The organism is Streptomyces sp. NRRL S-37 (assembly GCF_000721605.1).
Lineage (GTDB): Bacteria > Actinomycetota > Actinomycetes > Streptomycetales > Streptomycetaceae > Streptomyces.
This window is the reverse complement of record NZ_JOIZ01000020.1, coordinates 69,712-92,603: the sequence shown is the minus strand read 5'-3', so window position 1 is coordinate 92,603 and position 22,892 is coordinate 69,712. Positions and strand designations below refer to the sequence as shown.

12 protein-coding genes are annotated in these 22,892 nt (G+C 72.3%); 11 read left to right on the top strand and 1 reads right to left on the bottom strand.

Annotation, left to right across the window (positions count from 1 at the left end; genetic code table 11):
• Positions 1-4 precede the first annotated feature (4 nt).
• The 8 genes from IH50_RS0128150 to IH50_RS0128115 all read left to right on the top strand — a co-directional run bounded on the left by IH50_RS0128150 (position 5) and on the right by IH50_RS0128115 (position 14,680).
• A complete protein-coding gene (locus tag IH50_RS0128150; protein WP_030868198.1) occupies positions 5-961 on the top strand; it encodes a carbohydrate ABC transporter permease in 957 nt (318 codons plus the stop codon).
• Positions 958-1,776 (top strand): carbohydrate ABC transporter permease, encoded by an 819-nt coding sequence (locus tag IH50_RS0128145; RefSeq protein ID WP_030868196.1) that lies wholly within the window; start codon positions 958-960, stop codon positions 1,774-1,776. Before IH50_RS0128150 ends, IH50_RS0128145 begins: the two co-directional genes overlap by 4 nt.
• Positions 1,773-3,761 carry a glycoside hydrolase family 3 C-terminal domain-containing protein gene (locus IH50_RS0128140; RefSeq protein ID WP_030868195.1) on the top strand — a complete coding sequence of 663 codons (1,989 nt, stop codon included), beginning with the start codon at positions 1,773-1,775 and terminating at the stop codon, positions 3,759-3,761. The genes IH50_RS0128145 and IH50_RS0128140 overlap by 4 nt, the downstream gene beginning before the upstream one ends.
• Positions 3,762-3,888: 127 nt before the next feature.
• On the top strand, positions 3,889-5,625 hold the full coding sequence (locus tag IH50_RS0128135) for a TIGR02677 family protein (protein ID WP_234328250.1): 1,737 nt from the start codon (positions 3,889-3,891) through the stop codon (positions 5,623-5,625).
• Positions 5,625-6,962, top strand: coding sequence for a TIGR02678 family protein (locus IH50_RS0128130; RefSeq protein ID WP_030868192.1), 1,338 nt, complete (start codon positions 5,625-5,627; stop codon positions 6,960-6,962). The genes IH50_RS0128135 and IH50_RS0128130 overlap by 1 nt, the downstream gene beginning before the upstream one ends.
• Entirely contained in the window at positions 6,959-11,158 is a 4,200-nt protein-coding gene (locus tag IH50_RS0128125) for a TIGR02680 family protein (RefSeq protein WP_030868188.1), read from the top strand. Before IH50_RS0128130 ends, IH50_RS0128125 begins: the two co-directional genes overlap by 4 nt.
• Positions 11,155-12,444: a TIGR02679 family protein gene (locus IH50_RS0128120; protein WP_030868183.1), complete on the top strand. Its 1,290-nt coding sequence runs from the start codon at positions 11,155-11,157 to the stop codon at positions 12,442-12,444. The genes IH50_RS0128125 and IH50_RS0128120 overlap by 4 nt, the downstream gene beginning before the upstream one ends.
• Positions 12,445-12,667: 223 nt before the next feature.
• Positions 12,668-14,680 carry an HsdM family class I SAM-dependent methyltransferase gene (locus IH50_RS0128115; protein WP_030868180.1) on the top strand — a complete coding sequence of 671 codons (2,013 nt, stop codon included), beginning with the start codon at positions 12,668-12,670 and terminating at the stop codon, positions 14,678-14,680.
• 56 nt (positions 14,681-14,736) lie between these two features.
• Here IH50_RS0128115 and IH50_RS0128110 read toward each other — a convergent pair whose 3' ends face one another.
• Positions 14,737-16,242, bottom strand: a complete 1,506-nt coding sequence (locus IH50_RS0128110) for a serine/threonine-protein kinase (protein ID WP_030868178.1) — start codon at positions 16,240-16,242, stop codon at positions 14,737-14,739.
• A 144-nt stretch (positions 16,243-16,386) separates the two neighbouring features.
• Here IH50_RS0128110 and IH50_RS0128105 point away from each other — a divergent pair, with 144 nt between their 5' ends.
• The 3 genes from IH50_RS0128105 to IH50_RS0128095 are packed head-to-tail and all read left to right on the top strand — an operon-like array spanning position 16,387 to position 22,872.
• On the top strand, positions 16,387-18,048 hold the full coding sequence (locus tag IH50_RS0128105; protein WP_063759510.1) for a PD-(D/E)XK nuclease family protein: 1,662 nt from the start codon (positions 16,387-16,389) through the stop codon (positions 18,046-18,048).
• Entirely contained in the window at positions 18,045-19,196 is a 1,152-nt protein-coding gene (locus IH50_RS0128100) for a hypothetical protein (protein ID WP_030868173.1), read from the top strand. The genes IH50_RS0128105 and IH50_RS0128100 overlap by 4 nt, the downstream gene beginning before the upstream one ends.
• A complete protein-coding gene (locus IH50_RS0128095) occupies positions 19,189-22,872 on the top strand; it encodes a hypothetical protein (RefSeq protein ID WP_030868170.1) in 3,684 nt (1,227 codons plus the stop codon). The genes IH50_RS0128100 and IH50_RS0128095 overlap by 8 nt, the downstream gene beginning before the upstream one ends.
• The last annotated feature ends 20 nt before the right edge of the window (positions 22,873-22,892 follow it).

The window sequence follows — 22,892 nt, the reverse complement described above, 5'->3', positions numbered from 1 at the left end:
GCTCATGACCACACAGATCAAGAGCGCCCGGCCCGCCGCCGGCCCCCGCAAGGGGGCCCGGCGGCGGCCGCCCGCCCCGTCCGCGACGAAGGTGGGCCGCCCCGGCTCCGCCTGGGCGCTGCCCGCCGCAGTGTTCTTCACCCTCTTCGCGATCGTCCCGCTGATCATGGTGGCGGTCCTGTCCCTCATGACCTGGGACGGGCTCAGCTCGCCCGAGTTCGTCGGCATGGACAACTGGTCGCGCCTGATGGACGACCCGGTGATGCTCAAGAGCATCTGGCTGACCCTGCTGCTGACCGTGCTCGGCGTGGTCCTCCAGACGCCGTTGAGCATCCTGCTCGGTGTCTGGGCCGCCGGCCACCAGCGCAACCGGGCCGTGCTCTCCGTCATCTACTTCATCCCGCTGCTGCTGTCCGCGACGGCCGTCTCCGTGCTGTGGCGGGCGCTGCTCGACCCGAACTTCGGCATCCCTGCCGAGGCCGGCTGGCTCTTCGGCGACGGCAACCTGTTCGGTGAACAGGCCACCGCCATCGGGGTGCTGGCGTTCGTCAGCACCTGGCAGTTCACCCCGTTCCACACCCTGATCTACCAGGGCGCCGCCCGCGCGATCCCCCAGGTGCTCTACCAGGCCGCGGAGATCGACGGGGCGGGCCGCTACCGGCAGTTCTTCCACATCACGCTGCCGCAGCTGCGCAACTCGATGATCACCTCGATGATCCTGATGATCGTCGGCGGCCTGACCACCTTCGAGACGGTCCTCATCCTGACCCAGGGCGGCCCCGGCACCGACACCACCATCAGCGCCTACTACATGTACGACAAGGCGTTCAAGAGCTTCGACTACGGCACCGGTTCCGCGATCGCCCTGGCCCTGGTCGTCGCGTCCACGATCATCTCGCTGATCGTCGTCCGGGTCTCCGGCTACGACAAGATGCGCAGCTCCATGGAGGGTGTGTCATGAGGCGCCGACCGAACTACGTGGCCGGCGTCGGCTCGCTCTTCTGGCTGTTCCTGGTCGGCCTGCCGCTGTACGTGATGCTGGCCGCGACCCTGCGCACCCGCCAGGACTACGCCGAGAACGGCCCGGTCTCCTTCCCGGACAGCTTCACCCTGGACAACTACACCGGTGCCTTCGACTCCGGTTTCGGCCAGTACTTCCTCAACACGCTCGTCGTCACCGCCTGTGTGATCGGCATCGTGCTGCTGCTGGTCCCGCCGCTCGCCTACGCGATCGTCCGCAGCCGCGGCCGGGCCACGTCGGCGGTCTTCCGGCTGTTCCTGCTCGGCCTCGCCATCCCGGCCCAGGCCGTCATCGTGCCGATGTTCTACCTGATCAGCGAAGCCGGGCTGTACGACAACCTGCTGGGCGTCATCCTGCCCACGGCCGCGTTCTGCCTGCCGATGTCGGCGCTGATCCTCAGCGGCGCGATGCGTGACATCTCCCCGGAGCTGTACGAGGCCATGGCCATGGACGGCGCCACCCCGCGGCGCATGTTCTTCCAGCTCGTCCTGCCGCTGTCGCGGGGCGGACTGTCCACGATCGTGGTCTTCTCCGCGCTCCAGGCGTGGAACGGCTTCCTGTTCCCGCTCGTCCTGACCCAGTCGGACTCCACCAAGGTGGTCACCCTGGGCCTGTACAACTTCCAGACCGCGCACGGCATCGACATCCCCGGTCTGCTGGGAGCCGTGGTGCTGTCCATGGTGCCCATCCTGCTCGTCTATCTGTTCGCCCGTCGTGCCCTGGTCCAGGGTCTGATGGGCGTCGGAGGAAAGTGACTGCCGACGTGGCCGTAGAGACCACCCCCGAAATCCCCCTCTGGAACGACCCCGCCCACCCCGTCGCCGCGAGGGTCGACGCGCTGATCGGCGCGATGACCCTTCAGGAGAAGATCGCCCAGCTGTACGGCGTGTGGGTCGGCGCGTCCGCCAACGGCGGCGAAGTGGCCCCGCACCAGCACGACATGGAGGAGGCCGTCGACCTCGACGCGCTCCTGCCCGCCGGACTGGGCCAGCTCACCCGCCCCTTCGGCACCGACGCCCGCTGGGGCCGGGTGGAGGAGACCATCGGCGAGGACCCGTACCTCGTCGGCACCATCGGCACCGCCTACGTCCAGGGCCTGGAGTCCGCCGGGATCGTCGCCACCCTCAAGCACTTCGTCGGCTACTCGGTCTCCCGAGCCGGACGCAACCTGGCCCCCGTCTCCGTGGGGCCGCGGGAGCGCGCCGACGTGCTGCTGCCGCCGTTCGAGATGGCGATCCACGAGGGCGGCGTCCGCTCCGTGATGCACTCCTACACGGACACCGACGGCGTCCCCTCCGCGGCCGACGAGGACCTGCTCACCGGGCTGCTCCGCGACACGTGGGGTTTCGACGGCACGGTCGTCGCCGACTACTTCGGCATCGCCTTCCTCAAGACCCTGCACGGCGTCGCCGCCGACTTCGCCGACGCCGCGGGCGCCGCGCTCAAGGCGGGCGTCGACGTCGAACTGCCCACCGTCAAGACGTTCGGCGCGCCGCTCGTCGAGGCCGTCACCGACGGCCGCGTCCCCGAGACGCTCATCGACCGCGCCCGCCGGATCGACCTGGACCGGCCCGAGAACCGGGAGCTGGCCCGCGAGATCGCCGAGAAGGCGGTCGTCCTGCTCACCAACGACGGCACCCTGCCGCTCGCCGCGCCCCGCCGCATCGCCCTGGTCGGCCCCAACGCGGCCGAGGGCACCGCCGTACTGGGCTGCTACTCCTTCCCCCAGCACGTGGGCGTGCAGCACCCGGACGTCCCGGTCGGCATCGACCTGCCCACCCTGCGGGAGACCCTGGCCGCCGAGTTCCCCGACGCGGAGATCACGACCGTCCGCGGTACCGGCGTCGACGACGGGGACCTCTCCGGCATCGGCGAGGCGGTGGACGCGGCCGAGGAGGCGGACATCGTCATCGCCGTCCTCGGCGACCGTGCGGGCCTGTTCGGCCGCGGCACCAGCGGCGAGGGCTGCGACGCGGAGTCCCTCGCCCTGCCCGGCGCCCAGCAGCACCTGCTCGACGCGCTGCTCGACTCCGGCACGCCGGTGGTGACCGTCCTGCTCGCCGGCCGGCCGTACGCGCTCGGCCGCGCCGTCGCCGAGTCCGCGGCGATCGTGCAGTCCTTCTTCCCCGGAGTCGCGGGCACCCACGCCATCGCCGGTGTGCTCAGCGGCCGCACGAACCCCTCCGGACGGCTCCCGGTCGGCGTGCCGCGCGGACCGGGCTCCCAGCCGACCACCTACCTCGGTGCCCGGCTCGCCCAGGTCAGCGAGGTGTCCAACATCGACCCGACCCCGGCGTTCGGCTTCGGCCACGGTCTGACGTACACGAGTTTCACCTGGAGCGACCTCGCGGTGGACGCGCGGGAGGCGGGCACGGACGGCGAGTTCGGTCTCGCCCTCACGGTCCGCAACACCGGCGAACGCCCCGGCACCGAGGTCGTCCAGCTCTACCTGCACGACCCGGTCGCCTCCGTCGTCCAGCCGGTGCAGCGGCTCGTCGGCTACACCCGGGTGGAGCTGGAGCCGGGCGAGTCCCGCCGGGTCCGCGTCACGGTCCCGGCCGACGTGGCCTCCTTCACCGGCCGCGACGGCCGCCGGATCGTCGAACCCGGTGACCTGGAACTCCGCCTCGCCGCCTCGAGCACCGACGCGCGCCTGACGGCGACGGTCACCCTGACCGGCCCCGAACGCCAGGTGGACCACACCCGCCGCTTCCACGCGTCCTTCACCCAGGAGCCGTGACCCGGACCCGCTCCGGAACCCGGCCGGCCGTCCTTCCTGTCCGTACGTGATCGAACAAGATGCCCGACCGGTCGGTTCTCCCCCACCCCGCTGTGCGCTGTCAGTGGCGGTCCGTAGTCTCGACGGTGTGGAGGGGAAAGAGAGAAACGCACCGCGGGGGCAGGAAACGGACGCGGAGGCCTGGCAGCGGCTGAGCGCCTACGCCTACCTCAGCGCGCCCGAGCGCCTGGAGTACGTCGCGGTGATGCGCGTGTTCTGCGGCACGCTGCTGGCGGACCTGTCCGTGCCCGACCTGCTCACCAGGCTGGCCGAGCGCGGCGGCCCGGGGGCGGGACTGGACGCGGAGACGCTCACCCGCAGGCTCGAGGAGCTCGTGCGCTGGGGCAACCTGCTGCGCAGCACCCACACCGTCCGGGCGACGAGCATCTCCGAGTACCAGCGCTCCCGCTCCCGCTACCAGCTCTCCAAGCTGGGGGAGCGGGTGCAGCGCGACGCGGACGAGGTACTGGCCGGGGCGGACGCGGCCCGCGAGGTGAGCAGCGAGCTGCTGGCGCTGGTCGACCGCGGTCTGCGCGAGCTCGCCGCCCTGGCCGCGGCGCCGGGCGGCGCGGACCCGCAGCAGGCACTGGAGCGGATCAGCACCCTCTTCGTGCAGTTCACCGGCTTCGCCGACTCCGTCCGCGACTTCTACGCCTACCTGGGCCAGGTGCTGGCGCGCTACGACCTCGACTCCGCCGAGTACCAGGGCTTCAAGGAACTGCTGCTCGACTACGTGGAGGCCATCACCGAGGACGTCTCCTTCCGGGCCCCGCGCATCGCGGCCCACCTGGACGCCGTCCGGCCGCACCTGCCGGCGCTGCTCGACCGCATCGACGCGCACACGGCGGGCATCGGAGCACCCGCCGACGGACTGCCCGAGACCCGCGTGCAGCGCAGCCGCGGCCGGGACCTGGCGGACTGGGAGGGCATGCGGGAGTGGTTCACCGCCACCGGAGCACACCCCAGCCAGGTGGACCAGCTGCGGGACGCCACCCTGCGCGCCCTGCGGTCGCTGCTCGCCAACGCCAAGCGGATGCTGCGCTCGGCCTCCGGCGAGATGTCCCGCCGCAAGGACCTGCTGCGGCTCGCGGCCTGGTTCGACGCCGCGGAACCGGAGGAGGCCCACGACCTGGCGGTCGCCGCCTTCGGGCTCTACGGCGCACGGCACCTGGGAGTCGCGCCCGACCCCGACCGTTCCGTACCCGCCTATGTGAGCTGGTGGACCGGGCCCGTGGTGGACGTCCCGGTGGCGCTGCGCGAGCGGGGCAGCAGATCACCGCGCGGACGCGCGGCGGCGGCCGAGGACCACGGAGAGCAGAAGCGCCGCCTCGTGGAGCAGGCCCGGCAGCAGGCCGAGGCACGGCAGACGGCGGCCGAGGAACTGCGCAGCGCGTCCGGCCGGTTCGACCAGGTACGCCTCGGCGCCCCCGCCATGCGCCTGCTGCTGGAGCTGCTCACCACCGCGCTCGGCAACGCCCGGTTGCATCGGGAGAGTGGTGATGTCCTGCTCGACGGCGCGCGGGCGGACGACGCGGACCTCGGCATCCGGCTGACCGCCCGGCGCACACCCGGCCGGTCCACGGTCCTGCGCTCCGTGGACGGCGACCTGACCGCGGACGACCTCACCGTGACCGTCGAGTACACCTCCGCACCGGCGACGGGGGAGCCGGTGCCCGCGTTGAGTGAGCCGGTGCCTGCGTTGAGCGAGCCGGTGTCCGCGTTGAAGGATTCGATGCCCTCTCTGAAGGAGCCCGTGCCCGCGCTGAACGATTCGACGCCCGCGGCGAAGGAGCCGATGCCCGAGGTCAGGGAGGCGAGCGCCTGATGCCCCTGCCCTCCGCCCACGACGTCGCCCTCGCCGCCGAACGCCGCACCGCCGCCCGGCTCCTGCTGGCACACCCCCTGGTCACCAGCACCGGACCGCACAGCGACACGTTCCCCCTGGTCCGCCGCCACGCCGACTGGCTCGCCCAGCGCTTCCAGCAGGTGTTCGGCTACCGCCTGCTGGTCGAGGCCTCCTACGCCCGGCTGTTCAAGGCGGGCCTCGGCCCGGACTCGGGCCACCGCCTGGAACGGCCGTCGACCGGTACGCCGTTCACCCCACGGACGTACGCCTACCTGGCCCTCGCCCTGTCCGTCCTCGTCACCGCCCCGGAACAGCTCCTGCTCTCCCAGCTCGTCGCCGACCTGCGCGCCGCGGCCGTCGACGCCGGAATCGAGATCACCGACACCGGACGGCAGGCCGAGCGCCGCACCCTCGCCGCCGCCCTGCGGCAACTCGTCGACTGGGGCGTCCTGGTGGAGACCGAGGGCCAGGTGACGGCCGTCGCCGAGGAACGGGACGGGGAGGCACTGCTCACCGTGGACCGCGACCTCGCGCGGGCCGTCGTCGCCGGCCCGCTCAACCGGAGCCGCGACGGCGCCGACCTCGTCCGCCGGGCCGCCGACCCCGGCTTCGGAGGACCCCGCACGTACGTGCGGCGGCGCCTCGTCGAAACCCCCGTCGTCCATCTCGACGACCTCACCGACGCCGAGCGCGAGTGGCTGCGCACCCGGCAGCGGCGCGAGGCGCAGGCCTTCTCCGAACTGCTCGGCCTGGAGGCCGAGATCCGCGCCGAGGGCATCGCCCTGATCGACACGGACGACGACCTCACCGACCTGCACCTCCCGGGCACCGGCACGGTCGCCCAGGCCGCGCTGCTCCTCGTGGAGCGGCTGGTCGAGCGGCTGCGCCCCGAGGACCCGGGCCATCCGGCGGTCGGCGGCCGGCTCGTCATCGGCGTCCCCGTCCCGGACGGGCTGCTGCCCGGCCTGCTCGACGAACTGATCGAGGAGTACGGCAGGCGCGGCACCTGGCAGCGCGGCCACCTGGAGGACCGGGACGGATTCCTCGCCGCCGTACTCGACCTCCTCACCCGGATGCGCCTGATGGCGCCCGCCGGCCCCGTCCGCGCGGACGGTCACGGCGTGCCCGAGGGATACGAGGAGACGGCGGCCGACGGCCGCTCCGTCACCGACGTCTCGGGCGCACGCGGCCAGGACCGCGCCGACGGCGGCTGGATCCTGCTCGCCGCGGCCGCCCGCTACGCCACCACGGTGGCCGTCCGGCCACGTACCGCCCAGTCCTCGACGGACGACCCCGCCAAGGAGCAGACCCGATGAACCGCCCGCCGTCCCCGCACCGCTACCGACTGCACCGCGCGGGCATCCGGAACGTCTGGCAGTACGACCACCAGGAGTTCACCTTCGGCGAGGGCCGCATGCTGCTGCGCGGCAAGAACGGCGCCGGCAAGTCCAAGGCCCTGGAGATGCTGCTGCCCTACCTCCTCGACGGCGACGCCCGCGCGCTGGACGCCACGGGAACCGGCCGCACCACCCTGACCTGGCTGATGCTCGACGGCTTCACCCAGACCAACCGGCTGGGCTACCTCTGGCTGGAGTTCGCGCGGACGGACGAGGAGGGGAACGACCGGCACCTGACCGTCGGCGCCGCCATCCGGGCGTCCCGGTCGACCAGGACGGCGAAGCCCTTCTTCTTCACCACACACCTGCGCGTCGGCGAGGACCTCGACCTCGCCCCCGCCGGCCACCCCCTCCCCGTCGACCGGCTGAAGACACTGCTCGGCCCGGAGAACGTCACCGACCGCGCCGTCGAGCACCGGGCCAGGGTCGCCCGCGACCTGTTCGGCCTCACCGACCCGGCGCGCTACCGCAACCTGCTCCACCTGCTGCACCGGCTGCGCCGCCCCACCATCGGCGACCGCATCGACTCCGGCGGACTGGTCCAAATCCTCGCCGAGACCCTGCCCGCCCTCGACGACGAGGTCGTGGAGAAGGTGGCCCGCAGCCTGGACGACCTGGACTCCGTCCGCGCCTACCTCGGACGCCTCGAACGCACCGACCAGGCACTGCGCACCTTCCTCACCGCCTACCGCGGCTATCTGCACGGTGCCCTGCGCCGCCGCGCCGACGAGGTGAGCGGTGACCTGGAGCGGCTGACGGAGTACCGCGGGGCCGCCGCCGACGCGGTGCGCGAGGCGGCGGAACTCCGCGAGCGGGAGCGGGAACTCGACGCCCGCATCGAGACCCTCGAAGGCGAGTCGGCCGCGGCCGGGACGGCCCTGGCCGCCCTGCACGCCAGTGCCGGATACCGAGGCCTGCGGGAACTCGGGGAGAAACGCGACACCGTCACCGCCCTGCACAGCGCGGCCGACACCGCCTTCAAGGCCGTCCGCCAGGCGCACCTGGGCGAGGAGGAGGCGGGCCGGCGCCTCACCGCGGAGGCCGCGCGGCTCGGTGAGGAACTGGTGGAACTGAGCACCGACCACGCCGAGTCGGTACGAGAGGCCGAGCGGTCCGGAGTGGACCCCGCGCACCTGGGGGAGCCCATGGCGACCCCCGTCGCCCCGGTCGCACCCGCCACCACGGCGGAACTGACCGCCCCGGGAGGCGACTTCCACCTGGTCCGGCGCAGCGAGGTGCTGGCGGTCGACACCGAACTCTGCGTCACCGCGCTGCACGCCTGGGACGCCCGGCTCGGCGCCGCACAGCCGCTGATCAAGAACCGCGTCCGCTTCGTCACCGAACTGGACGCCCTCATCGGGCGGTCGGAGACGGCCCACCGGGAGGCGGACGAGGCCGACGCCACCCGGGAGCGCCTGGAGGAACAGGTGGAACACGCGCGCACCCGGGCCGGACAGCGCCGGCAGGAGACCGTGCGCGAGTCGGAGGCGTACGCGGACGCCGCCCGGACGTGGACCGGCCACCTGCGGAAACTCACCGGCCTGCCCCTGGACGACGTCCTCGCCCTCGTCACGCACGACCCGGCCGACGGCCCGCTGCCCGCCCACACCCCCGACGAGGTGGCCGACACCGCCGGATCCGCCGTCGACCCCTGGCTGGCGGACCTGGCCGAGGAACGCGACACCCTCGCCCTGACCGTCCGCGCACTGGACACCGAACGCGGCGACCTGCGGCACCGGCGCGAGCAGTGGGAGCGCCGCACCGACCCCGAACCCCCGCCCCCGCCCCACCGCGCGGCACCCCGCACACCCGGCACCGGGGCACCCCTGTACCGCCTGCTGGACTTCGCCCCCGGCCTGGAACCGGACGCGCGGGCCGGGCTGGAGGCCGCGCTGGAGGCGAGCGGTCTGCTCGACGCCTGGGTGCGCGCCGACGGCACGGTCCTCGACCCGGCCACCCGGGACACCCTCCTGCTCCCCGGAACACCCGTGCCCGGTCCGACGCTTGCCCGGGTGCTGCGGCCCGTCGCCGCACCGGACAGCGGGGTGACGACGGAGCAGGTGCGACACCTCCTGGAGACGGTGGCCCTCACCGAGGACGGAGCCCCCGCCCCCGCCGCCGGCGCGCGGACCGCACCGCACACCGCGATCGGCACCGACGGCTCCTGGCGGCTCGGCATCGCCCGCGGCCGCCACACCAAGCGGACCGCCGAATACGTCGGCGCGGAGGTGCGCGCGGAGACCCGCCGCCGCACCCTGGCGGACATCGACCACAGGCTGAGCGAGGTGGAGGGCGAGCTGGAGGAGCGCCGGCACGCCCTGCGCATCCTCACCGACCACCGCGACCAGGTCGACCGCACCCTGCGCCGGCCGCCCTCGGCCCGTGGACTGACGGACGCGTGGGCCCGTACCGCCGAGGCCGAACGCGCCGTCGAGTCCCTCGCCGCGCAGGCGTCCGCCGCCGCCCGCGAGGCGCACCAGGCGCGTGCCCGCGCGGTCGCCGCCCGGCGCGAGGCCGAGGCGACGGCGAACGCCCAGGGCCTCCCGGCGGACCCGGCCGCACTCGAAACGGTCCGCCTGGCCCTCGACCGCCTCGGACAGGGCACGCGGCAACTGCGGCGGCGGATCCGCGCGGTCCTGTCCACGGCCGAGAACCACCACGGCAGCCGCACCGACTACGAGCGCGCCGCCTCGGCCCGCCGGGAGACCGAGGCGGACTACGCCGAGCCCCTGGGCCGCCTGGAGGCCGCCCGCCGCACCGTCCGCGCCCTGGAGGAGGCCCTCGGCGCCACGGAGCAGGAGATCCTCGCCGCGGAGGCCGACGCGCAGCGCCGTCTGGACGCGGTGGGACGCCAGCTGCCGCCCGCCCGGCGGGACCGCGACGACGCGCACGACCTGCGCGTACGGGCCGAGGAGGACGAGCGGAAACGGCACGAGGCCCTCGCCGCGCAGGAGACCGAGACGCTGGCCCGCGGCAGGAGACTGCGCGCGGCCCTCGCGCTGCCGGGCGTACTGAAGGGGGCGGGCCTCGACACCGGCGCGGACGGGGGAGCGGCCCTGAAGTCCCCGGACCCCGTCCACCAAGGCGTGCGGGAGCGCATCACGGCCCTGGGCCTGCTGACCGACGCCGTGCGCCGCGGCCTGGACGCCGAACGCCACGACGTCTCCGACACCACCCTCCTCAACCGCCACACCGACCTGCGCGACCAGCTCTCCGGCGGCTACGACGCGACCATCGAGGAGAGCGACGGCGTCAAGCTGTGCCGGCTCGTCGACGACCAGGGCCCGCGGGACATCGCCGAGGTCGGCGAACGCATCGCGGCCGAGGCCGCCGAGGCACGCGACCGTCTGACGGAACGCGAACGCGACGTCTTCCAGCGCTTCCTGACCGGAGAGCTGGGCGACCACCTGTCCGCACAGGTCCTGGCCGCGGGAGCCCTGGTCACCGCCCTCAACACCACCCTCGCCACGGTCCGCACGTCCCACGGCCTGGGCGTCGCCCTCGACTGGAAACTGGCCGACGGCGTGGAGGCGGACGTCAAGGCGGCCGTCGACCTCCTGCGCAGCCCCTCGGGCCTGCGCACCCGTGAGCAGTCCGACCGGCTCCGCGAGGTCCTCCAGCGCCGCATCGAGGACGCCCGCCGCGCCGACCCGGCCGCCGGATACGCGGCGCACCTGCGCACCGCCCTGGACTACCGGGACTGGTTCACCTTCACTCCCTGGGTGGTGGACGACGCGGCGCCGGGCAGCCGCCGCAAGCTCTCCGGCCGTACCGGTCTGAGCCAGGGCGAACAGCGGGTCCTGTCCTACCTGGTCCTCTTCGCCGCGGCGGCGGCGCACTTCACCGGCCTCGCCGACGCCGCCCCGCACACCCCCCGCCTCATCCTCCTCGACGACGCGTTCGCCAAGGTCGACGAGCCCACGCACGCCCGCCTCGGCCGCATCCTGGTCGACCTGGACCTCGACTTCGTCCTCACCAGCGAACGCCTGATCGGCAACTGGCCCGACGTGCCGTCCCTGCACATCTACGAGTGCCTGCGCGACCCGCACGTACGGGGCGTGGCGACGCTCCACTACACGTGGAACGGGCGGCAGCGGAGACTGATGCCGGTATGAGCGGCCCCGGACGCGCGGGCGAAGGCCCCCTGGACGCGGAAACCCTCGCCTTCCTCACCCGTCCGGGCCTCACCCGCCTCTGGACGGCCGCCCGCGCCCGCCTCGAACGCAACGGCCTCCAGCCCACCGGCACCACGAGGCTCCAGCACCTGGACGCACCGGAACGCGAGGCCCTCTCCCTCCTCCTGGCCAGACCCGTCACGGGCCCCACCGCCACGGTGGGCCTCCCCGACCTGGACGCCCGCCTGCGCGCCAGCGCGGCCGGCCGGGGCCTGGCCGCGACCCTGGAGGCGCTGGGCCCGCCCCTGACGGACCGCAGGGCGCTCCGCGACGCGTCGGCGTCCGAACGGGCCCGCGTCTGGTCGACGGCCCGGGCGGAGCTGGAAGCCACCTCCCTGGCGGACCGGCCCTGGACGGAGCGGTGGCTGGAGGACCTGCGTCGCGGCGGCACCCTCACCCGCCAGGACCCGCACACCGCGACCACGGTCGTCACCCAGGCCATCCGCACCCTGGCGACCCTCTTTCCGGAGCACCCCACCCCCGTCTCCTGGGGCCGAGGCGAACTGGCCACCCGCGCCACCGGCTCCGCCCACGGCCTGGACGACGGCACCCTGCTGTCCCGGCTGGTCCTGCGCGGCATAGCCCTGGCGCACGACACCGAGTTCCCCACCGACGCCCCCGCCCGCCGCGCCCTGTGGCGCGCGGCCTCGGTCCTCCCGGACGAGGTCTCCAGCACGGTCCTCACCTACGGCCTGCGCCCCACCGGCGGCACCTGGCAGGAGACGGCCCTGCGCGAGCGCGCCGACCACCACAGGGAAACCCACCTGACCCTGCGCGACCTGCGCGCCCTCCACCTGACGATGCCACCCGGCACCCGGGTCCACGTCTGCGAGAACCCCCGCGTGATCGAGGCCGCCGCCGGCACCGCCCGCACCGCACCCCTGGTGTGCACCTCGGGCAGCGCGACGACGGTCGTCCTCACCCTCCTCGACGCCCTGGCGGCGTCCGGCTGCGCCTTCGCCTACCACGGCGACTTCGACTGGCCCGGCATCACCCTCGCCAACCGCGTCACCCGGCGCTACGCCGCCGACCCGTGGCGCATGCGCGCCCCCGACTACGAACACCTGGCGACCCGGGTCCAGCGGCACGGCACCCCGCACCTCCCCCTCACCGGCCCGCCGGTGGAGGCCGCGTGGGACCCGGAACTGGCGTCCGCCATGGAGGCGTTGGGCATCGCCCTGCACGAGGAGGCGGCACTGGACCTGCTCCTGGAGGACCTCGGGTAAAGGGTTCAGGCGCCCCGCGGACTACGTTGGCGGACTCGCCGACGACGACAGTCGCTGCCTCCCCATGAACGCAGGTCGGCGTCGGTCTGGTGGCCGTTTCTTGCCGCCGGGGTACTGTGAAAACTCAGTCAATAAGTCGCTCACGAGAATGTGTGCGAAACGGAGTGCTGTGGCGTACCGTTGCCCGGCGATATTGAGACATCCATGAGACCGGAAGGACGCCATGGCCCAGCACGACGAGTCGGTGACCGTGACACTGGCCGGCATCGCCCGGCTCGCTGGTGTGGGGCGTGCAGCCGTCAGCAACTGGCGTCGGCGGCATGATGACTTCCCGTCCCCGGTGGCCGGCACGGACGCCAGTCCGCAGTTCTCCCTCGACTCGGTCGAGGAGTGGCTGACCAGGCATGGAAAGGGCGACACTGTCGCCAGTGGCTGGGAGCGTTTGTGGCCTCGTATCGAGGACTTGGGTGACCGGGACCGCATGGGACTCCTCATCGCTCATGTGGGCATGCAGTTGAGCAAGGGTGGTGTGGTGTCGGCGGATTACGCCGCATCGGATGTGACAGGGCCAGAGCGGGCTCTGGCAGAGGAAGCCCTTCGCCTGGCGCGGAAGGACGGCGAGAGTGGAAGCAGTGGATTTCGTTTCCTCCTGACGCGCTGGCTCGGCACGCATGTGCGACAGATCGCCACGACTCCGCCGCCCCTCGCCGATCTCATGACGGAAATCGCGCAGGTGGCGCGGGCCGGAGAACGTGTGCGTTCTGTCGTCGATCCGGCTTGCGGCACCGGAGGGCTGCTCGTCGCAGCGGCTCGTAGGTGGGCGGGTGAGGACAGCCTCGAACTGGTCGGTCATGACCGTGACCCTGTTCTCGTGAGGCTGGCGGAAGCCTGGCTGGCCTTGGAAGCGCCGGAAACAGAGCACAAGGTGCTGGCGGCCGACACGCTGCGAGACGATCCTCTGTCCCAAGCCGATGCGGACCTGGTTCTGTGCAATCCGCCTTCCAACGAGCGGGACTGGGGGCACGGCGAACTCGCCACCGACCGACGCTGGCAATTCGGGCAGCCACCCCGGACCGAGCCCGAATTGGCTTGGGTTCAGCACATTCTCTCCTTGCTGGGCCCGGAGGGTCTGGCCGTCGTACTGCTGCCGCCGGCCGTCGCCTCGCGTCGCGCCGGGCGGCGCATCCGGGCCGGGCTCGTCCGCGCGGGTGCGGTCCGCATGGTGGTGGCGCTACCGGCCGGCGCGGCCCAGCCTTATGGAGTGGGGCTTCATCTCTGGCTGTTGGGTTCACCAGCGGGGGAACACACTGCTTCTTCTGCCTTGTTCGTGGACACGGCCGATTGTCGCCACACTCCACCTACAGGACGCGGTCAAGCCGTGGACTGGGACGCCGTGCGCGATCGGATCCTGGCCGGACTCAGAGGTGACGCGGCCGAGGGGACGGTCGTGGTTCCGGTGCTGGACCTGCTCGGTGACGAGACCGATCTCACGCCGGCCCGGCACGTGCCTGCCACGGCGGCCGCCACTGCTGTGGATCTACGCCGGTCATGGACGGATTTCGACGCCGCATTGCTGGCGTTGCGTGACAGCAGCCAGGTGCTCCGCGCGCTCACCGTGATGCGTGAGCCGGGTGACCGCCTCGATGTGAGTGTGGCCGAGCTCGAGCAGACGGGTGCGGTCACTCTGGCCGCGGGAACTCCTTTGCCCGCCGACTTGCTTCAGCGCGGTCCCCGGCCTGATGAAGCGGTGCCGACTCTCACCCCCTTGCTCATGAGTGAGGGGCACGGCGGTCAGCAGTGGATGACTCCTGAGGATGTGGAGCGCCTGCACGGGAAAGGGGAACTCACGATCACCGCATTCGGCGATGTGGTGGTTGTGGGCGCCACGCAGGGATACGACGCCTGGGTGGAGATCAAAGCACCCACAGTACTGGGGCCCCATCTGCATCGATTGCGTGTCGACCCCGGACGCCTCGACCCGTTCTTCCTGGCGGCATGCCTCCGGGTGCGTTCGAACGCGCGGCGCGCGGGTACGCATGCGTCGGCGTCGTCCCGCATCGACGTGCGACGTCTGCGGGCGCTGCGATTGCCCCTGGAGGAGCAGCGGCGCCATGGTGAAATCCACCGGCAACTGGTCGAGTTCCAGCATGCCGCGGCGGAGATGAGTTCGGTGAGCGAAGCTCTGGGGGACGTTCTCGCCGGACTGTTGGCGGGCGGCGGGCTGACCGGTGGATGAGGATGTGCCACACGACGCAGGTCACCACCTGTGACACCGGGAGAACGCGTCCCCGATCAGCTGTCAGGAAGCCTTTCGAGCAGCGTCTCGACGACCTCCGTGTGTCCCCACTCGGCCAGTTCCTGAGCCACCTCGCGGCAGCGGCGTACGAGTCGGTCGGGCACCTCCGGCAGGAGTGTGCATGCCTCCAGGACGACGCGTTCCCAGGAGCGCAGGGCACCGCGTGCGTCGTCCTCTTCCGGGACCGCGCACTCGGCCGCCCCGATCCGGGCCTCCAGAGCCAGAACGTGTCCTGCCGTTCCCACGGTGGCGCCCGCCATCTCGCGCGCCACCGCGCGGTAGTGGGAACCGGCGCCTGGCCAGTCCCCCGAAAGGCGGGCGGCGTCGGCGCGGAGGAGTAGTGCCCGGAGCACATCCGGGTCGCGTCTGCCCCAGTGGTTCCGGGCGTCCGGCAGGCACCGCGCGAGCTGCTGCACGTACGGTCCCGGTCCGTGTTCGGTCAGTTCGGCCTCTGTCTGCGCGATCAGGGATCGCAGACCGGCTCGGGTGGGCCCGACCGATGACGGTCGGAGAACTGTGGGCCGACGCCGGCCGGCGGCAGCCGCCTGGCGGGTTCGGGTGTCGGACACGCCGGCCGTCGTAGTGCTCCCGGCCCTGAACGGTGCGGTGGGGTCCGGCACCAGGACCGGGCGTGGGGCCGGGGCGCCAGGCCGGGGAAGGAACGGCTGAAGGGTCGTTTCGGCCTCTGCGGCGGTAGGACGTGCGGCGGGATCCTTGTCGAGCATCCGTGCGGCGAGGTCGACGAGGCCGTTCGGGAGTCCGCCGGCGAAGGCGTCCAGGCGCGGGGCGGGGGTTTCGCAGTGGTGCCACTCGATCATGTGGTCGGGGCTGCTCATCATGAACACATGCTCCCCGGTGACCAGCCGGAACAGGGTGCAGCCGACGCCGTAGACGTCGGCTGCCGGTCCTGGGTTGCGCTCGCCGAGGATGATCTCCGGAGCTTTGTACCCGATGCTGCCGGGGGTCCGGCCCTCGGTGTGCCGGGTCGCGTCGGGGTCGGTCGGAAGAGCGATGCCGAAGTCGACCAGATGCGCGGTGCCGTCGTCGGCCAGAACGATGTTGTGCGGCTTGACATCGCGATGGACGACGCCGGCGGCGTGCACGCGCGTCAGGATGCGGAGCACCTGGACGATGACGGCGACGGTGGCGGTCGTCGTAGGACGATGGGTGACGAGGAAGTCACGGAGATTCTTCCCCTCGACGAACTCCGTGACGAGATAGGGCCTTCCGCACGCGAAGTCGTAGTCCACGAGGCGGGGAACCCCCTGGCCGCCCAGTTTTTCGTGCATCGCACGCTCTCGTTCGAACCGCTTGAAGTCGTTCGCGCCGGGGCGTGCGCCGCCGTGGCCGGCCGGTCCTTCCCAGAAGGTGCGAGCCAGGAACTTCACGGCGACGGTCCGTCCCGTCGTCGGGTCCAGCGCCCGGTACACGCTGCCCATCCCTCCGCTGCGCGGACCGCCCGTGATCTCGAATCTCCCGGCGAACACCTTCCCGGACTCCATCCTCCTGCCCTCCTTCGTGGTCAATTTCGGTTCGATCCAACGATAGTGGTGACACGTCAGTTCGCATCAAGTCATTTGACTTAGTTCACAGCGTAGGTCACTCTGGCACACGTTCTGCTCGTCGAGGCGCAAGGAGGCGCTCTCGTGACTGTTCTGGTGAATCCGCCAGGAGTGGACGGCGACGGCGCCCTGATCCGGATCGGTCCGCCGCTGTTGCGCGAAGAAGCCGACGCTTGTCCCGAAGGGCGTGCACTGCGGGCCCGCCCCCTGCTCGTCCAGCAACCCGGGCGTTCCCGTCGTAAGCCGGTCGAGGACTTCGTGTTCCAGCCGATGGATCGTCTGCTGGACGCCGTGGAGCACGAGGGCAGGACCATCGCCGAGGCCGCCGCGAACCACTGGCACGTCCGCAACTGCTCAAGCGCACACGCGGAATGGGCACGGGAAGCGGCCCGCACCTTCCTTGCCGCGCGTGACCGGGAGCAGTCGGCGCGCGTGGCCTGCGGACATCCGGCCACCTCTCCCGTGCAACCGCGCTGGGTGGGCGGAAAGAAATTGAACGCCCTCGACGCGCGGGGTGCCGACCAGTACGAACGCACCGCTTGGGGGCGGCAGTACGCGTCCGCGGACGGAACGGTCCGGGAACTCTGGATTCCGTCCCTCGGACAGGTGAAGACGGACCGTTCGCTTCAGGAGGTGATCGCCGCCGCACACGTGCTCGCCACAGGGGTCCCGGCGCGAACGCCCTACCTGGAGCGCTCCGAACCCCTCGCGTCACCGCAGCCGCAACCGAGCAGGGTCCGCGTTCTCGGCGTCGGGCTCCGTGACGGCTCCACCGCCGTGCTCGGCGACTGGGATGCCAAGGAGGCGCAACGGCTGTTCGACCTGCACGTGCGTGGCCCGATGGCCAAGGTGGCCGACGGCCGAGGCCGGCGTCCAGGGTCGGACTGTGTCCGATGCGAGGCGCTCGCCGGCTGCCGGGACCTCCCTCGTGCATCCGGCCTGCTCGGTGTGCCGGTTCCGGCCCGCCCCCGCAAACGGCGCAGTGTCTCCGTCTCCGACCTGCGGGCGTACCGGGACTGTCCGGCCGGATACCACCTGACCAGAGTGCTCAAGCTGCGTGACGGCCGGACGGAGAACGAGGCGATCCGGCGCGGCCGTGCGGTCGACGCCTGGCTCAACACATGCCATGAAGCACGGCCGCTGGTGCCCTGCCGGAACATCCCGCTGCCCGACACCTTGCCGGGGCTCGACGAGACCGAAACGCCCGCGGCCCGTGCCATGATCCGCGCGCACAGGGGCCTGTGTCCGCTGGACGGTCTGCCCGCCACGGAGCGGGTCGAGCCGCAGCGCCGCGTCGCCGTGTACGACGAGCAGGCGGATGTCGTCGTCATCGCCGCCTGCGATGTGGTTTATACGGATGACGGCGGTGTGGTGGTCCGCGAGACGAAGACCGCCGCACACCGCTTCGGGGAGCGGCGGAGCCTCGTGGAGACGTTCCCCCAGCTGGCTTTGGCGGTACTTCTGCTGGCATCCGGCGTGCTGGGCGGCGACCCCCGTCGTTCTCGGGTCGAGCTGGAAGTGCTGCGTCCGGACGGAGCACGCCTCGAGGAGCTCGACCCCTGTGACGGCCTCACCCTCGACCGGTCCCGGCAGGTCATCGCCGAACTCGCCACCGGCTGGGCTGCCGACGAGGCCTACGCGGCCGAACCCGCCCCGGACTTCCACTGTTCCGACTGCGAGGCAGCGCGCTGGTGTTCCGTGGGACGCTCCCGGCGAGCCGCCGACACCACGGGGGAGACCCGGTGACCATCGACGACCACAGTGCCGTGCCGGCCGCGAACTGGGAGGCGCACGACGGCGTACCGCTGCTGCGAACGCTCGCCACGGCGCTTCTCGCCCTGGAGGCGCAGACCGGCCTGGACTCCTTCACTCTCCCCTATCCCGCTGAGGCGCAGCGAGCACTGGACCGTACGGTGCTGGCCTGCCTGGTGCGCGGCGCCCGCCCGCCCGCCGGGCTGACGGAGCTCGTCGACCGCTGCCGGACGGTGCCGCTCGAGGACTGGCCCCTGAGTCTCCCCGCCGATCTGGTGGAGCCAGGGGACCGGCTGCTCGACGAGATCTCGGGCAGGCCCACCGAGCTGTGCCACGAGTGGGCCGGTCGGAGCCCTGACTCGGCGGCGGTCTTCCGGGACCGCGAAGTCGTCCTCGCCGCCCTCCGCCTGTGCCGTGAGTACGGGGAGGAGGACGCGTACACCGCTTTCCGCGGGCTGCTCGTGCACCGTCCGGTCCTCACGGCCGCCGAGATGTACGAGGTGACCGGCGACGTGGTGCTGGAACCCGTGCACGAACTCGTCCGGCGCGTCTACAAACCCGTGCCGGAGTCCTATGTGCGGGACGGCGCCTACACGGCCTGCGGACGGTGCCTCACCCTGCTGACTCCGGTCGGAGCGGGTGAGTGGTGGTGCGAGCGGGACCGCTGCCGTCGCCAGGGGCCGCCGCCGCCGGGCCGCCGGATCACCTACGACGGAACTCTCACGGTCAGCCAGCTGGAAAGACCACTGCGGCAGTTCGTCACCGGACCGGGGCGGGCCGAGGCCGATCTGGAACGTGAGCTGCTGGCCTTGGGGCTCCAGGTGCGGATGTGGCCCGGTTACGACGCCTACGACCTCCAGGTGGTGTTCCCCGACGGCTGGCGCTGGGCCGTCGACGTCAAGGACTGGGCACACCCGACGTTCCTCGGCCGCTCGGCCCGGCCCGTTCCCCAGGATCCGCCGTACGACGAGGCGTTCTGGGCGGTTCCGGTGTACCGGGCGGCGGCCCGTCCCCACTATGTCGCGGCCTTCGAACGTGCCCGGCCCGCGAGCGCCGGTGGCCTGCCGCTGCTGACGGATACCGAACTCGTGACCCGTGCGAAGCGACGGCTGCGCACCTGTAAAGGAGACCGCCGTGCGTGACCGTGAGAGCTGGCACCGGCCGGTGAGCCGCGAGCTGGCCCAGGTGTGGAACGGGCTGCCCGCCGGGCTCGACGGAGTGAAGCCCGTCCATGTGTGCCAGGTCGAACTTGCACTGCGTCTGCTGCAGCGTCTCGCGCCGCGAGAGCCGGCCGAGGGTGCCTACACACTCCTGGGCGGCTACCCCTTCGCCCGTGCCGCCGGCCTGGCGCACACCCGCGAGCACGACACGATGCTTATCGCCGCCCGCCACATGCTGTGGACGCTCCGGCGGGGACGTGCCTGGCATCAGGCCCTCGACGCCTACCGCCTGGTGCCCGGACGACTGCGTGCCTATGAACTACCGGACCTCCGTGAGCGGAGCGCGCCCCGACCGCTGCTGCCCACCGTGGCGGCCGGTCGTATCGCCGTGTACGACCAGGCCCTGGCCGAGGTCCCCGACTTCGTCCGCAGGCCGCTTCCCCTGGCACCGGCGGGCCGCAGCAGTTTTCGGGAACTGCGCCGGACGACGTCGGTCACGATCCCCGAGCTCCTCGTTCTGGAGGGTCCTTCCGGACACGACCTGTCCGTGGGGCGTGCCGGGGGTTCCGCGCCGCTCACCGTCACGCGGGACGAACTCGTCGACACCGCCCGATGGATGGACAGTGCCGAACAGGAGGCGGGGATCGAACGGCTGGGGAACTGGGAGGCGCGCATGGCGGACGTGCGCATCGCGCCACGGGACGCGGACGGGCGCGGCTTCACCGACGGCGACACGCTGCGGCTGGACGGCCTGCTGCATCTGGCGGGCATGGTGGGCGCCGGCAAGAGCACGCTGATGACCCTGGTCGCGGTGTGGGCCGCCCGCCGGAAGATCCCGCTGCGCACCACCATCGTCGTGGGGGACGCCGCCGAACAGTTGCGCCTGTGCGAGCTGTTCACCGCTCTCGGATTGTCCGCCGTTCCGCTGCTCGGGGCCAGCACACGCGAGACACATGTGCAGCGGCTCCACCGCCGGCTCGCTTCCCGTGGCCTGGACAACCTCCTCGACCACGATGCGCAGGGTTTCGACGAACTGAGTACGGCGTGTGTCGTGGACGCGCTCAGAGGAACGGAGGCGGCCAGACCGCTGCGCTACGCCGACGCGCCGTGCACGACCCTGTATCCGGAGCGGAACGCCCCGGAGCGAGGCGTCGGACAGGCGTCTCAGGACCCTGATCCCCTCCCCGCCGTCTGGGAACCGGGCACGCCCCGCACTGTCGAGAGCGCGCCCGCCGACCAGGAACCGAAGGGATCCCCTCACGGCTGCCCCATCTGGGCCGAGTGCCCGCGCCACCGGTCGGTCCGTGCGCAGGTCGACGCGCTGATCTGGGTGGCCAACCCGGCAAGCCTGGTGCAGAGCGCGGTGCCCTCGCACCTCAACGACGAGCGGCTGCGGCAGCTGGAGCTGGCCTGCATCCGCAGCGACATCGTCTTCGTCGACGAGGCCGATTCCGTGCAGATGAAATTCGACGAACTGTTCGCCCCATCGGCCACCCTTGTCCAACCCGGTCTCGAGTCCTGGCTCGACCGGCTGCACACGCACAAGATCGAGGAGCTCTCCCGCCAGGGACGGCTTCCCCTGACGGACCGCCAGGTCGAACAGTGGAACGCGGCCCTGGCAGTCGTCACGGTCGCCGCCGACCGGCTGTACCGTCTGCTGATCTCCGACGAGCCGCTGAGGGACTGGGTCGACACCGAGTACTTCAGTCCGTGGGCGCTCCAGGAGAAGCTCCTCGCCGACTGGTTCGACGAAGTGCCGGGCCCCGACGCCTTCCGCACCGCGGACGAACTCGAAGCGGTGGCCGACGAACAGGAGCTGTACGAAGGGTACGAGGACGACACCGACGGCGCGGGGACCGACAGGGCGCCCACCGCGCCCCGCGATCCGCGCCGGGACGAACTCGCCGCGCTGCTCGATGCCTTCCGCGACGACCCGCTCGGCGGCCGCGGGCGGCGCGGCACGCTCACCGACACCATGGTCGAAACCGCCCAGGACCTCCTGCACGGCCTGTCCGCCCTCCGCACCCGGGACCGGGTCCGCGGGCTTCTCGGCGAGATGCTGCGGGAGACCCCGGTCGCGGACGGTGGCCGGGTGCCGGCCGGGAAGGCGTACGAGAAATGGCTCGACCTGACCTGCCGCCGCCTGGAGTTCACCCTGCTCCTGTCCGCCCTGCACCAGCGTCTGGACCGCCTCACCCACCTGTGGCCGCACGTGGAGGCCGCGCTGCGCCTCGGTACCCAGGGCAAGGAACTGGCCCGCCGTGCCCCCCTGGACTACGCGCCGCTGATCCCGGAGGCGCCCATGGGCAACGTCCTCGGTTTCCAGTACCTCCCCGATGACCGGGAGCGTGACGAGGTCGGCCGCACCAGCGGAACCCTGCGCTTCTTCCGCTGTGCCGGCGTGGGACGTGAACTCCTCCTCTCCCTCCCGGAGCTGGGCGCGGACCGCGCGGCCGGCCGGCCGGGACCCCACGTGGTGCTGATGTCGGGAACCAGCTGGGCCGGCGAGTCCACCCGGGCCCACGTGCTCGCCCCGGTGGGGGCGGTGCTGAAACCGTCCGCCCGGTCGCTCGAAGCGGTGGCCCGCACCCGTTTCGACACCCACTTCCTCTACGACGAGGAGGGCAGGCCGATGAGCCTGTCCGGGACGGCCCCCAAGGCCCGGACCACCCAGGCGCGTGCGATCGCCGCGAAGCTGGGCCGGCCCGGCCCCGGCGGCTGCGACAGCCCTCTCGACCTGGAACTGGCCAAGGTCGCCGACGACCACCGCAAGCGGGCCCTGCTGCTGGTGGGCAGCTACCGGGAGGCCTATGCCGTCGCCGACACCCTGGACGCCGAGGAGCGGTGGCAGGGCCGGGTCCGGGTGCTCGTACCGGACGACGCCGACCTCGACCAGGCCCTGCACGGTACGGGCGTCGCGGAGGGCGGGACCACCTCGTCCACCCTGCGTCGTGGCGATCTGGCACTGTTCGCCGAGGATCCGGCCGCGGAAGTGCTGGTCGCCCCGCTGCTGGCGGTCGAACGCGGCCACAACATCCTCAACGTCCAGCGCAACGCCGCTTTTGGCACCGCGCTCTTCCTCGCCCGCCCGCATCCCCGGCCCGACGAGCTGTCCTTGTCGGTCTTCGCCGTCAACGACTGGATCAGCCGCTTCGTCCGTGACCGGCCGCGCGCCGACGACCTCCCGGGTCCCGCCACCTTCACCGAACTGGTCGCCCAGGCCACCACACTGGACCAGGCGGGCCGCGATCTGAGGTTCGCGGGCCGTCAGGAGTGGCGCCGGCTGCTGTCGCGGCGCTATATCTACTCCCGGCTGTCCCCCTGGGAGAAGCGCGCGTTCGCATGGGACCAACTGGTCACCATGTGGCAGGTCATCGGCCGCCTGGTACGCGGCGGAGTACCCGCCAGGGTCGTGTTCGTCGACGCGGCCTTCGCTCCCCGGCTCGCGCGGTCCCTCGCTCCTACGGCTTCGGGCGCCGCCGCCCCGGCCGCGGACGGTCTGCTGCGGGCCCTGCGGTCGGTCCTGTCACCGTACTTCGCCCCCGATGCCGATCCGGACGCCTTCCCCGACCCGGCCGACCCGGCACTGGCCCGGCTGCTCTACCAGCCCTTCCACGACGCCCTGCTGACCCTCGGCCACCACCGGCCCGTCCGCTGAGGCGGCCGACGCCGGCCCGC

Coding starts and splice junctions, on each gene's coding strand:
- IH50_RS0128150 (WP_030868198.1), top strand. CDS start 5: ATGACCACACAGATCAAGAGCGCCCGGCCCGCCGCCGGCCCCCGCAAG.
- IH50_RS0128145 (WP_030868196.1), top strand. CDS start 958: ATGAGGCGCCGACCGAACTACGTGGCCGGCGTCGGCTCGCTCTTCTGG.
- IH50_RS0128130 (WP_030868192.1), top strand. CDS start 5,625: ATGCCCCTGCCCTCCGCCCACGACGTCGCCCTCGCCGCCGAACGCCGC.
- IH50_RS0128125 (WP_030868188.1), top strand. CDS start 6,959: ATGAACCGCCCGCCGTCCCCGCACCGCTACCGACTGCACCGCGCGGGC.
- IH50_RS0128120 (WP_030868183.1), top strand. CDS start 11,155: ATGAGCGGCCCCGGACGCGCGGGCGAAGGCCCCCTGGACGCGGAAACC.
- IH50_RS0128115 (WP_030868180.1), top strand. CDS start 12,668: ATGGCCCAGCACGACGAGTCGGTGACCGTGACACTGGCCGGCATCGCC.
- IH50_RS0128110 (WP_030868178.1), bottom strand. CDS start 16,242: ATGGAGTCCGGGAAGGTGTTCGCCGGGAGATTCGAGATCACGGGCGGT.